Below are 13,286 nucleotides of genomic sequence, written 5' to 3'. Positions count from 1 at the left end.
TGCGATTGCTAAACTGAACCCGGCGTACAAGCTGGATAAACGATTGTGTCAGCTTGTCCACTTAAGGAAATGGCAAAGTCATATTGAGCGCTATGGAAATGCAGCTCTTTCTTCTATACTGTATGTTTCACTATCAGAATGAGTATCGCGGGACACGGAGAAAGGGATGAAAAGGCTTGCTATCAGTGCTGATGGACCAGAAGCCTGGGCGGGTTGGCGGGATGCCTTTGTCCGAGTTGCTCCGGATCTCCCGACGATCTCCTGGTTTGATCCTGCGTTTGATCCCGCAGATGCGGACTACGTTCTGGTCTGGGAGCCCGCGACAGGTGAAATGACCCGTATGGCCGGCATGCGCGCCATCCTGAGCACGGGGGCAGGGGTCAATCATCTGGTCAACCGGCCGGATTTTCCAGCACATGTGCCTCTGGTGCGCATGGGTGGCGACCAGACGGCCGTGCTGATGGCGGACTATGTGATGTGGGCGACGATCAGCCTGTTGCGAGATGCAAAGAACTGGACGCGCCAGCAGGAACAGCATGTCTGGAATCGCAATCCTGTTTTTCGCAACAGTGCGGAAACACGGGTCGGCATTCTCGGATTTGGCAATCTCGGGGCTGCCGTCGCACGTCGGTTGGCGGCAGCAGGTTTTATTGTTTCCGCATGGTGCCGTAGCGCACGCGAGGAAAAGCATATTCCCCTGTTTTTCGGCGAAGAAGGTCTGCCTGATTTTCTTTCTTCTGTTGATATCCTCGTGAATCTTTTGCCCAGCACTCCCCGGACCCGTCACATCATTGATGCTGAACTGCTGTCCCGCCTGAAACCGGGCGCCGGTTTTATCAATGTGGGGAGGGGCGATCATGTGATTGAGGAAGACCTTCTGATGGCGCTGGATTCGAGGCGACTGAGTGGAGCCGTGCTTGATGTGGTGGCGACTGAGCCGTTGCCTGCCGACTCTCCCTTGTGGGACCATCCGCGCATTACTCTGACGCCCCATATGGCATCGGAAGCGTCGCGCGACGCGCAGGCTGCCTATGTCGCACAGGCAATAAAAGAGCTGGAAGAAGGATCGACGCCGTCGCTCCTTTATCGGCCTGAACGTGGCTACTGAGCAAATATAGAACTCCATCGCTGTGTGAGAAGGACAGGTAACATGCAGATATCTTCCGCCCCGTCGTCTGCGCAGGATGAGCGGACGCTTCGAGAAGATCTGGCCGCAGCCTATCGCCTGCTGGCGATGTTCGGCATGACGGACCTCATCTACACGCACCTTTCTGTGCGGCTTCCGGGCGAAGACCATCGCTTTCTCGTCAATCCTTACGGGTTTCTGTTCGAGGAAATCACGGCCAGTTCTCTGGTTGTGGTGGATGCCGAAGGTCATTCGAAGCAGGAAACAAGCTGGCCGGTGAACCCGGCTGGATTTGTCATTCATTCCGCCGTGCACCGGGCGCGCCCCGATGCTGCCTGTGTCATGCACACACATACACTGGCAGGCATGACGATTGCTGCCCAGACCACGGGAATCCTCCCGGTCAATCAGATGAGTATGGAATTTTACGGCCGAATCGGTTTTCATGGTTACGAAGGAATCGCGGCTGACGACAATCTCAGCGAACGGGAGCGGCTTGTTCGCGATCTTGGCGACAATATCGGTCTGATTTTGCAGAATCATGGGCTGCTGACGGTCGGCTCGACAGTGGCGCAGACATTCTACCGGACCTGGTATCTGGAGCAGGTCTGTCGCATTCAGGTCGCAGTGCAGTCGACCGGTGTTCCTCCGGCTCTTCCTCCGGAGAGTTACGTCCTGCGCGCACGTGAGCAGTTTGAGAAGGATGAAGATCAGGGCGAGCTTCCCTGGGCCGCCCTCAAACGCAAGCTCGACCGCGAACAGCCTGACTATCGGAGCTGATTTCCACGGCCCGGATGCCGCGTCATCCGGGTGTTCTGCTCCTGAAAACAGGCGTAATTTTCAGCATGGAAGGCTTCTTCGTTCGTGTTGGACGGCTGTGTTGTTTTTCAGAAAGAATTTGTGACACTAAAGTGAGCTTTTGGAGCTTCGTAACGAACACGCATCGGATATTCTTATCTAATCGAAACAATTAAGCAGTCAGCCAAGGGCATCCGATGAGAGTTGTGTTCCGTTCCCGTCCGTCTCGCCACGCTCTTTTCACTGCTTCCCTGCTCTGTGCAGCCAGCCCGATCGCTACGGCCGCAGCAGCGTCAAGCCATGATAAAAATGCACAGCATTCTTCGCAGTCTGTGAAAAAAGTTCCAAAAACACGGGTTGCGGCGAAGGCCGATCCGGAAGCGATTACCGTCACCAGTTCCCGCACGCGTCGTTTTCATCAGATGGCCAATACCGTGAACACGCTGAGTGGTCGTCAGCTCGAACAGTTCCATATTGTCAGCCCCAAGGAAATTGCGGCGTTTATCCCCGGCGTCACTGCCGTGAATGCCGTTTCCGGCAGTACGCCGATCTTCTCCATCCGTGGTATCGGGCTGGACGATTATATCGGCACCAATATGGGCGGTATCGGTATCTATCAGGATGGCGTCTTCGCACCTTACCCTGTCCTGTACAACGGCCAGATGTATGACGTGCAGACGGTCAGTGTCGAGAAAGGACCTCAGGGCTTCGAATATGGCCGCAGCACGACAGGCGGTTCCATCAATGTGGAGTCTGTAAAACCGTCAAGCAAGTTCGGTGGATTTTTAAACTGGGGTTACAGCAGCTATAACACCAATACCTCGAAGGGGGCGATCAATGTTCCCATCACCGATCGTATTTTTAACCGATTTTCCTTCAGCTATATCAAGGGTGATGGCTGGCAGCACGACGTCAATACCCACAGGCTTTATGGCGCACAGGATCTGCTCGGCCTGCGCAACCAGACCCGCTTTGATCTCGATGACCGCTCCTCCCTTCTGCTGAATATCCACTATACCCGTGATCGCGGAACACCGATGTCGCCGCAGGACACCAATACGGACCAGATGAATAATGTGCCCGTCGGCACCTATGGCGTCGGTCCAAATGCCAAGAACAATGCAGTGAATGTTGGTAACAACCGTGTCTCCCGTGACGAGAACGGCGGCGGCGTCGGTCTCAATTTCACACGTCGATTCGACTGGGGCACATTCACGTCAGCCACCGGTATCGATTTCTACCGCCGTAGCAATTACGACAACTATGACGGTGAATCCGTGAATGTCGGCGATTATCACTGGAACGATACCTACATTGTGCAGTCACATGATATGCATCTGCGCACGACGATCGCCGATCGCCTTCATCTGACGGTAGGTGTGTTTGAGTCATACGACAAGATCAATGGCGCCTATACCAGCTATCGTTCCTTCCTGCTGGATAATCCGAACGGCACTTTGACGGATCATTTTGTGCAGCAGAATCTGTCGACGGGTCTTTACGTCAACACTGTCACCAATATTGTCAAAGGCCTTGATTTCATCGCAAGTGGTCGCCTGTCCTATGACGAACGTGGTTTTCACGGTGGCACACATGATGATGGTGGTGCTCTCACAGGTATTCCCGGCTCCTCGCTCAGCTATTTGAACAGCAATCACACCTATGAGCGCTTTACTGGTAAAGTCGGTCTTCGTTACACAATCGTGCCTGGCACGCTCGTCTATGGCACGATTTCGAACGGCTACAAGGCAGGCTCCTACTTCGCAGGACCAGTCAGTTCTCCGAGTGCACTGGATTATGTCCGCCCCGAAAATCTGATCGCCTATGAAATCGGCGCCAAGACAAGCCTGTTCCACGACAAGGTCATTCTTGAAGGTTCTCTGTTTGACTACGAATATCACAACCGTCAGACCCTGTTCGTCGCTGAAATGCCGGGTAACATCACGTCGCTCAGTCTCGGTCCGATCCCCCGGGCCAGAACGCGTGGCGGTGAACTGAGCGGCACCCTTCACAATCTGGTCCCCAATCTCGATCTGAGCGGCTCCTTCGCTTATCTTGATGGTCGTTCTATTTCGTCAGTAACGAATATCGCCGGTCTGCCGCTTCTCTCGAACGTGGATGCTCACTCGGCGCTGCCGTTTGCGCCTCGTTTCTCATGGAGCGCCTATGCACGTTACGGTATTGATATTACACACGATTATCGTGCATCCGTACAGGTCAATTATACGTGGAAGGACAACATGCTGGTCGCCCTCGGCGATCCGAACGGCCAGACCAGCAAGATCAGCTCAATGGGTATGCGCCTTGAGGTCGGCCCGAAGACAGGAAAATGGACAGCCGCTGTCTATGTCGACAACATGCTGAACAATCACGGCAATACTTACTCCTATACAGGCAGTGACAACAGCCGAGTGCAGTATCTCCAGACACCGCGCTGGGTGGGCTGCGACCTGCGATACAACTTCTGAAGATCATTTATGAAACTGGAACTTTTCAGAACGTTATGGGGCGACACGCGGAACTGGGCGGATATCATTCCGGAAACGCGTGAGGCCGGGTTTACCGGTCTGGAAGCTCGTATCCCTCTGACCAGGGCGGAGGCGATGGAAAACGCCACTGTGCTGCAGGGTAATGGTGTCCCTTACATTGCCATCGCCCTGACTGGGGGAGGAATTATTCCACGACAGTCAGCGACTATTGCTGATCATATCGAAGACTTCCGTGGATGCCTGGACAGAGCTGTTGTCCTTAAGCCACGCTTTGTCAACGTGCTCGGTGGCAATGATCGCTGGGACGCGAGTCAGCAGGCCGAATTTATCAATACGGCTCATGAGTTGGGTAAGGATGCCGGGATTACGTGCGTTTTTGAAACACATCGATCGCGTATCCTCTCCTCGCCCTGGATAACGCTGGACGTGCTGCGGCAGTGTCCCGAGGCGCTGTTTACCGCCGACATCAGCCATTGGATTGTTGTGTGCGAACGCCTTCTTGACGATCCTTGTGATGATTTCACGCCTTTCATCGAAAGAGTGCATCATCTTCAGGCCCGTGTCGGCTATGATCAGGGGCCGCAGGTCACGCATCCGGGTGCTCCTGAGTACGCTGCCGCGCTTTCGTTCCATCAGAAGTTCTGGCAGTCTGTCTGGGAATCACAGAAGCGACGCGGCTATACCGTCACCACCATGACGCCTGAATTCGGACCGGACGGCTATCTTCATACACTGCCATTTACCAATGCCCCCGTAGCGGATCTCTGGGATCTCAATCGCTGGATCGGTGCCGAACAGCAGCATCGGTTCGCTCTCTGGACAAGCTGAGACTGATAAATCATGACGGCCACAGAAACATTCACATCCATTCCATGCGTCAACATCGCAGGACTGTTTTCCGACTCTCTGGCGGATCGTGAAGCGGTCGCCCGCGAGCTTGGTGACGCCGCCCGCAAGGTCGGGTTTCTCTATATCGAAGGTCACACGGTCAGCGCCGATCTGATTGCGGGCGTCCGCGCGGCGGCGAAGGATTTCTTCGCTGAGTCCTTCGATGAGAAGATGAAATATTATATAGGTACCTCCGCCACGCATAAAGGTTTCGTCCCCGAAGGCGAGGAGATGTATGGCGGTGACCGTCCAGACCACAAGGAAGCCTTCGATATAGGCTACGAAGTTCCGGCGGACAATCCGCTGGTCACGGCTGGCACTCCGTTGCTTGGGCCCAACAACTGGCCGACGCTCCCGCATTTTCGTGAACGTGCGGAAGCCTACTATCGTGCGGTGTTTGCTCTCGGACGTACGCTGTTCCGTGGCTTTGCTCTGGCTCTCGGCCTGCCGGAGGACGCATTCGACGACAAGGCCAATTTTCCGCCGTCAAAACTGCGCATGATTCATTACCCCTATGATGGTGAAGCCCAGGACGCACCAGGCATCGGTGCGCACACGGACTATGAATGCTTTACCATCCTTCTGGCGGATGCACCGGGCCTTGAAGTCATGAACGGCAATGGTGACTGGATTGATGCTCCACCCATTCCCGGCGCTTTTGTGGTCAATATCGGCGACATGCTTGAAGTGATGACGGCTGGGGAGTTTGTGGCCACAGCTCATCGTGTTCGTAAAGTTAATGAAGAACGCTATTCCTTTCCGCTCTTCTACGCATGCGACTATCACACCGAAATCAAGCCGCTCGCAGCCTTCGACAGGGAAGGCGCGTCTTACGAGGCGATGATGATCGGTGATCACATGTGGGCGCAGGCGCTTCAGACGTACCGTTATCTGGTTGAGAAAGTAAAACGCGGTGAATTGAAGCGGCCTGAAGGCACCCGTAAAACGGCGACATTCGGTCATTTCAAGCGGGTGAAAGCGTAAAAATATTCTTGAAGGCGGCGCGTATGGTCCTTCTTGACTATTTTTATACCTTATCCCCGCGAACTTGGCGCTCCGGGGCGTATTCCATTCCGTTTCGCAGCAAGCTTTTTGATCTGACGGTTTTCTCATCCTCGGAGGTTCCCGAAACGGTCTTTCATGTTCAGAATAGACCGTCATGGCCCTACGATTATAAAGAGGATTCTCAATAAAGAGGGTCTAATCACATGAAGACTGTCGTTGCGGGGTATTTTTGTTTCGTCTGCTTCCAATCTGCAAACCCTGTTTCATACTGGGTCATCACGAAGCTTGACGGAAGATAGTCATCTCCGACTCTTTTTGAAATCAGAACGAAACGTCCGGGATGTCAGAGAACAATCTGGGGTGACTGATTGTGCAGTGGTTTTGGCCTGAGGCGTCCTTGCGCTGTGGTCACGGGAAAAGCCAAGGTCGCAGACCTATACCGGAGGGACGGAATAGCAGCACGGTTCCATGTTGATGCTTATGGCCAGATTGCCTGGGCTTGTTCCTGATGTATAAATTGTACCATCCGGATCTGGATAGCGGTGATCCATATTTTCCTCGAGTGAGGTGGATAATGTTTGTGGATGGGTCTTGAAGGACGGAATGCTGAAGTCTAATCATTGTTATGTGAAATTGAATGAGTATTACAATAATTTTTATATTTATCCATTAACGTCTGAGTTCGGGAGCAAATATAAAGACCATCTATTGTGGTGGAATCCGCAAACAGCCTGACTGGAACAGAACTGACAGAACGCAGGGCCGATACGGAACCTGTCACACGGTTTTTCCATTATGTGAAAAAGACCATGATCAGCAATGTTTATAACCATACTATCAAACTGCTGTTTGGCGGTTTGTATATTCAGGACATTGATGGCATCGAAAACAGGTGGTCGGAAGAAGCATAAGAATACGTTTTTTCGGATCATTGACTGATCAGACATGATCTTCTCGTAGATGATCTCCAACATCGTCGGTTCAGAGAGTTCCAAAACAAGAGTATTTTATGATTTTTGTCTTGAAACTCATGGCCTGAACATGAGGATTGCAGCGAGGAGATGGTCGAGAAGAAGGCGGTCAGGCACCTGTCAGTAACCATCGCTATATATAGCCAGTCCTGACAAGTCCGAGATGATTTCGATGCGATTGTGGCGTTTGTATTTTCTTTTGTCGTGTCACTCATAAGGGTTTGATATTGGGCTTTCCGGATTGAAATCCCGTCCATCATCAACACGAAAATTCCTATACAAAACTGACGCTTTTAACGATTGTAGTGTGTTTTGAGCCGATCATGATTCCGAGATGCCTCATGCCAGATCAGAGCATCCCGGTGAACAGGGATAATGCCACTCAGCACGCGGTCGACCATTTCTTTTTTGGAAAAGGGCCGCACATAGATCCTTTGTGCGCTTGTCAGTCAGTGCAGTTCGTTCATCCTCAGGTCTCTCCCTGAACCTGAAACAGATTGCCAGCGGAAAATCAATGTGTTCTGACTCTTGAAGGAATGAGTGTGTAGTAATAATTTATTTTCTTTATTTCTATCGCGTCGATAAGTGCCTGAATTGTCTGACGTGTTTGTGATAAAAATAATGAAGATATGAGTACACAAATTTATTATTACACATAACGGGGCCGTTACTGGTCACATCCCTCCGAATTTTACAAGGTTTAGCTAACCTTCAATCAAATCCAGAGAGATAATATGAAACATTATATCGCCGCTCTGTGTGTCATGACCTGCATGACCGGTGCGGCCTTTGCCGATAGTCAGGTTGCACAATCAAACCGTCCACGGCATGCCGCTCAACACGCGGTCAACAATGACGGTCCGTCGCAGAAAGTTACGCAGGCCAGTGATACTCAGTCGTGTGTGAAAGTCTGGGTCAACCAGCAGACGCATGTCTATCATATGCCGGGTAGCTTCTGGTATGGCGCGACACCGAACGGGCATTATATGTGCATGCAGCAGGCTGTTGCAGGCGGGAACATACGGGCATTTTTCTGAACCTCTCTGCCGGAGAGGCGGTTCACGGCTTCGGCCACGCGTCTCACGCAAGAGTGAAACGGGAGAGTCCTGTTTATGCGTTATATGTATGACGCCTATCGCAAATGTGAGTGAAAATACCCTGATCGACCGTTGGGCGTCGTCAGGGGGCGTGTTAGGCCAAAAACCTGTTCAGCGCCGCAAACACGGTCTGAAGCGTGACGATTATCGAAGGAAATACACGTCCTATGGCGAAAATAAAGGTCAAAAACCCGGTTGTAGAACTCGATGGCGACGAGATGACACGCATCATCTGGCACTTCATCAAGGACAGGCTGATTCTGCCATATCTCGATATTGACCTGAAATATTATGACCTCGGGATCGAAAATCGCGACAGGACCGATGACAAGGTCACGGTTGAGGCTGCTGAGGCGATCAAGAAGTATCGGGTGGGCGTCAAATGCGCGACCATCACGCCGGATGAGGCGCGTGTTGAGGAGTTTGGTCTCAAGAAGATGTGGCGTTCGCCAAACGGCACGATCCGCAACATCCTTGACGGCACCATCTTCCGTGAGCCGATCATCTGCTCGAACGTGCCGCGTCTGGTGCCGCACTGGAGCAAGCCGATCGTCATCGGGCGCCATGCTTACGGCGACATCTACCGCGCCGCCGAGACGAAGATTCCCGGTCCCGGCAAGGTGACCCTGAACTATGTGCCAGCCGATGGCGGCGAGCCGCTTGAGCTTGAAGTGCATGACTTCAAGGGACCGGGTGTGGCGCTGGGCATGCACAATACCCGTGCGTCCATCGAAGGGTTCGCACGAGCATCGCTGAGCTATGGCCGTGACCGCAAGTTCCCGGTCTACCTCTCAACCAAGAACACGATCCTCAAGGCCTATGACGGCATGTTCAAGGACGTGTTTCAGGAAATCTATGACAGTGAATTCAAGGCTGATTTCGAAAAGCTGGGTATCACCTATGAGCACCGTCTGATCGACGACATGGTGGCCTCCGCTCTCAAGTGGGAAGGCGGTTATGTCTGGGCCTGTAAAAACTACGACGGCGATGTGGAAAGCGACATCGTGGCGCAGGGCTTCGGCAGCCTCGGACTGATGACGTCCGTTCTGCTCGATCCGACCGGCACCATCGTTGAGTCCGAAGCCGCGCACGGGACGGTGACACGTCATTATCGCGAACATCAGAAAGGCCGTCCGACGAGCACGAATCCGATTGCCTCGATCTACGCATGGACCCGTGGTCTGGCCTATCGCGGCCGGTTCGACGAGACGCCGGAAGTGGTGAAATTCGCCGAGACTCTTGAGCGCGTCTGCGTCGAGGCCGTGGAAGCCGGTGAGATGACCAAGGATCTGGCGGCGCTGGTCGGAAAAGGCACGAAATGGCTCGATACGCAGCCATTCCTCGATGCGATCGATGCCCGGCTGCAGAAGGCTCTGGGGGGCGCGTAACGCACTGCTAACGGTTGATTAGGAAAAACGCCGCATTCTGCTGGGATGCGGCGTTTTCTTTTTCTTGCCATCGGGTGCGTGTCTGGACCGGTTTCGGGAGCATGGGCGGAGTCCCAGCTTCCAGCCATGTCGTGGGCAGCGCATCCACCTTTCGCTCAGCGGGACGCGAATGGCCAGCCCTTCTGGTCGACTGCACACTCTCCTTCGCCGTTTGCGGCGTCCGGCGACACAGCTTCCCCCAGCGCGACTGCCCCGGCTATGACACAGCCGACTGCAATGGCGCAGATGCAGTCCTCGGGGAACATAGCGCCCGGAGATGCGCGCCTGTGCACAAGCGCCATCCTGATGGCGGAGCGTAGCACCCGGATTCCCGACCAGTTTCTCGTCGCCATGGGACGTGTCGAGAGTGGTCGTCATGTCAATGGTGAACTGGTGCCCTGGCCGTGGACGGTCAACGCGCAGGGCAAAGGTTATGTTTACGACAACAAGCGGGAGGCCATGGAAGCCGTTCGCGCTTTTCAGGCGCAGGGTATCCGCTCGATTGATGTTGGCTGCATGCAGGTGAATCTCCAGCAGCATGCCGATGCTTTTCCCTCCCTGGAAGCAGCGTTCGATCCCTCTACAAACGCCATGTTTGCAGCGCGTTTCCTGACCGAATTGTTCGGCCGGACTGGAAGCTGGCCCAGAGCGGCCGCCGCCTACCACTCCTTCACACCCAACATCGGGTCCGCCTATCAGTGGAAAGTGCTGGAATCCTGGGCGATGCCGTCCAGCACGATGCCATCCAGCACGGGTGTGCCGCATAACACTGCACAGTCCACCGCGATGACACCTCATCACACGTCGCCGCTGGCCCCCTCGACACAGCCGACCACACCCTATGTGACCTCTCGGGGAGCGGCCGCCACCATGGCTTCAATGGGGGGAGGTGGTGGGAGCGCCGCAGCACCTGCGCCATCGGCTGCTCCGTCACGCGGATATGCGGCTCCAGCTTCCCGGCCTGCTTTTTTCGGCGGGGAAAGCGGAGGACGTTCGCTGGCATCCTACCGAGCGAATCCTGTGCATATGGTGCGTCAGGCCATGATCCTTCCGCCGAGGTTCTGAGCTGCCGACGGAAAGATAACTCATCCGTAAGGAAGTTTTTCTTCCGTTGGAGCGACCATTGCGTTCATGCTGCGTTAGGCATCAGATGGCGGAGAAACGCCACTTTATAAAAAGATACATTTTTCCTTTGCTGCTGTCCTGCCAGACACAGAATGGAGTATGTTTTCATGGATGCCCAGCCTACTGGTCCTGCCGATCACATTGATACTTCTGTCGATGAACAACCGGATACTACACCTGTTTCCGACGAACTGAGTTCGATGGCGAGTGCGATCCTGTCGAACAGACGGCTGCATTGCCTGAAAAATGATGATCTTTTTGGCGTCTTTGATCAGACCGGAGACATACTGTGGGGGCAGGATATTGCTGATGGGCTGTATTATCGTGACACACGCTACCTGTCGGGCCTGACATTCCGCCTGGAAGACCAGCGGCCCATTCTCCTCTCGTCTGTTGTTCGTGAAAACAACATTATGATGTCAGTGAATTTGACAAATGAAAATTTGTCACTGCGGAATGGAACGCGGCTGGCGCATGATCTGCTCCATGTGCTGCGATCGCGTTTTCTCTGGAAGGGAGGATGCTACGAGCGGATTGAAATACGCAATTTTGATACAATCCCTCACGAAATTGTCTGTGACATGCGGTTTTTTGCCGATTTTGCCGATCTTTTCGAAGCAAGAGGCATGAAACGTACCAGACGGGGTGAATCTCTTCAACCTGTTCTGGAAAACGACACAGTCACTCTTTCCTATAAAGGTCTGGACGATCGCACCCGGACAACCCGTCTGCGGTTCTGCCCTCAACCGAAAACATTATCGACAGATCGGGCAACGTTCAGTTTCGCGATCAAACCCGGAGAAAAGATGCTGATCCATCTGGAGGTCCAGTGCGATCCAGCCGAGAGAGAGCAAAGTAATCAGCCTCCGGCGCGCACTTTCCTCTCGGCTGCTGTGGCGGCACGCCGGGCGCTGAGAACTGCGTCATCCCGGGCGTCGGCCATCGCCACGTCGAATGAAGCTTTCAATGAGGCGATCCGTCGGTCCATCTGCGATATCTATATGCTGCTGACGGAGAAAAAGACCGGTCCATACCCTTATGCCGGTATCCCTTGGTACAGCACGGTTTTTGGGCGGGATGCCCTGATCACGGCGCTACAGACCTTGTGGCTCGACCCACTGATCGCAAAAGGCGTTCTCCAGTATCTGGCTGTCAATCAGGCTGATCATGAAGATCCTCTGGCTGATGCGGAACCAGGGAAAATCCTGCATGAAGTGCGTCTGGGCGAAATGGCTGAACTCAGGGAAGTGCCTTTCAGGCGCTATTATGGTTCAATTGATTCCACACCGCTGTTTGTCATGCTGGCGGGAGCTTATCTCGACCGTACAGGGGATGTCGGGACGCTCAGCCATCTCTGGCCACACATTACGCGGGCGATTGACTGGATAGAGAGATTCGGCGATCGCGATGGTGACGGTTTTGTGGAATATGGCCGTAAAAACAAGGATGGACTTGTCAATCAGGGGTGGAAGGACAGCCATGACAGTATTTTCCATGCGGATGGCTCCATAGCCGAAGGACCGATCGCGCTGTGTGAAGTGCAGGCCTACGTCTACGCGGCAAGGCGTGCTGCGGCTGTTATCGGACGCAGGCTCGGGCAAACTGCCTACGCAGCCCATCAGGATACGAGAGCGGATGCTCTGAGGGTCTCTTTCAATCTGAAGTTCTGGAATGATGATATCGGAACCTACGTCATCGCTTTGGATGGTAAGAAGCAGCAGTGTGTCGTGCGGTCTTCAAATGCCGGGCATGTATTGCTGACTGACATGGTGCCGGGTGAAAGGCTCGATAAAGTCGTCCGAAACCTGATGAATCGAAAATCATTCTCCGGCTGGGGAATCCGGACCATTCCCGAAGGGGAGGCGCGGTATAATCCCATGGCCTATCACAATGGTTCCGTATGGCCGCACGATAATGCCCTGATCGCGATGGGTTTTGTGAAGCATGGTCTGAGAAAAGAGGCGGCTCTTATCTTCTCCGGATTGAGCGATGCCGCGCTGCATACCGATCTTCGTCGTTTACCCGAATTATTCTGTGGATTTACACGCAGTCAGGCAGAAGGGCCGGTGCGCTATCCTGTGGCCTGTTCACCTCAGGCGTGGGCAGCGGCCACCTTGCCCGCGTTGGTGCAGGCGGTCATAGGCTTGCGTTATGATCCCGACAATGTTGCGGTCGAATTCGTCCGACCGGTTTTGCCCGAAGCAATCCAGTCCCTGAAGCTCTTCAATCTGGCTGTCGGAGGAGAATGGCTGACTGTCAGGGTTGCGCGCGCTGGTGACGAGGTTGCCATCAATGTTGTGGAACGCTCTGCTTCAATCCAGATGAAGATCATCAATTAGCAAAACGGTTCAGGGACCACG

At 53.9% G+C, this 13,286-nt stretch carries 9 protein-coding genes; all 9 read left to right on the top strand.

Annotated elements, in window-relative coordinates:
- The first annotated feature begins 166 nt into the window (after positions 1 to 166).
- The 9 genes from A0U92_RS11485 (at position 167) to A0U92_RS11440 (ending at position 13,265) form a co-directional block, all read left to right on the top strand.
- Positions 167 to 1,108 carry a 2-hydroxyacid dehydrogenase gene (locus A0U92_RS11485; RefSeq protein ID WP_077813348.1) on the top strand — a complete coding sequence of 314 codons (942 nt, stop codon included), beginning with the start codon at positions 167 to 169 and terminating at the stop codon, positions 1,106 to 1,108.
- A 42-nt stretch (positions 1,109 to 1,150) separates the two neighbouring features.
- Positions 1,151 to 1,906 (top strand): class II aldolase/adducin family protein, encoded by a 756-nt coding sequence (locus A0U92_RS11480; protein ID WP_077813347.1) that lies wholly within the window; start codon positions 1,151 to 1,153, stop codon positions 1,904 to 1,906.
- 215 nt (positions 1,907 to 2,121) lie between these two features.
- The gene (locus A0U92_RS11475) at positions 2,122 to 4,392 is read left to right on the top strand and encodes a TonB-dependent receptor (RefSeq protein WP_077813346.1); all 2,271 of its coding nucleotides are present in this window, start codon (positions 2,122 to 2,124) and stop codon (positions 4,390 to 4,392) included.
- Between the two features lie 9 nt (positions 4,393 to 4,401).
- On the top strand, positions 4,402 to 5,241 hold the full coding sequence (locus tag A0U92_RS11470) for a sugar phosphate isomerase/epimerase family protein (protein WP_077813345.1): 840 nt from the start codon (positions 4,402 to 4,404) through the stop codon (positions 5,239 to 5,241).
- A gap of 12 nt (positions 5,242 to 5,253) precedes the next feature.
- Positions 5,254 to 6,285 (top strand): isopenicillin N synthase family dioxygenase, encoded by a 1,032-nt coding sequence (locus A0U92_RS11465; protein WP_077813344.1) that lies wholly within the window; start codon positions 5,254 to 5,256, stop codon positions 6,283 to 6,285.
- A 1,726-nt stretch (positions 6,286 to 8,011) separates the two neighbouring features.
- Positions 8,012 to 8,314, top strand: coding sequence for a hypothetical protein (locus A0U92_RS11455; protein WP_077813342.1), 303 nt, complete (start codon positions 8,012 to 8,014; stop codon positions 8,312 to 8,314).
- 227 nt (positions 8,315 to 8,541) lie between these two features.
- Positions 8,542 to 9,762 (top strand): NADP-dependent isocitrate dehydrogenase, encoded by a 1,221-nt coding sequence (locus A0U92_RS11450; protein WP_077813341.1) that lies wholly within the window; start codon positions 8,542 to 8,544, stop codon positions 9,760 to 9,762.
- A gap of 45 nt (positions 9,763 to 9,807) precedes the next feature.
- The gene (locus tag A0U92_RS11445; RefSeq protein ID WP_077813340.1) at positions 9,808 to 10,866 is read left to right on the top strand and encodes a transglycosylase SLT domain-containing protein; all 1,059 of its coding nucleotides are present in this window, start codon (positions 9,808 to 9,810) and stop codon (positions 10,864 to 10,866) included.
- Positions 10,867 to 11,033: 167 nt separating this feature from the next.
- Positions 11,034 to 13,265, top strand: a complete 2,232-nt coding sequence (locus A0U92_RS11440; protein ID WP_077813339.1) for an amylo-alpha-1,6-glucosidase — start codon at positions 11,034 to 11,036, stop codon at positions 13,263 to 13,265.
- Positions 13,266 to 13,286: the final 21 nt, after the last annotated feature.

Origin of the sequence: Acetobacter aceti (assembly GCF_002005445.1) — a bacterium.
In the GTDB taxonomy this organism is placed as follows: domain Bacteria; phylum Pseudomonadota; class Alphaproteobacteria; order Acetobacterales; family Acetobacteraceae; genus Acetobacter; species Acetobacter aceti_B.
The sequence above is the reverse complement of the archived record's forward strand: the minus strand, read 5'-3'. Positions and strand labels throughout refer to the sequence as shown.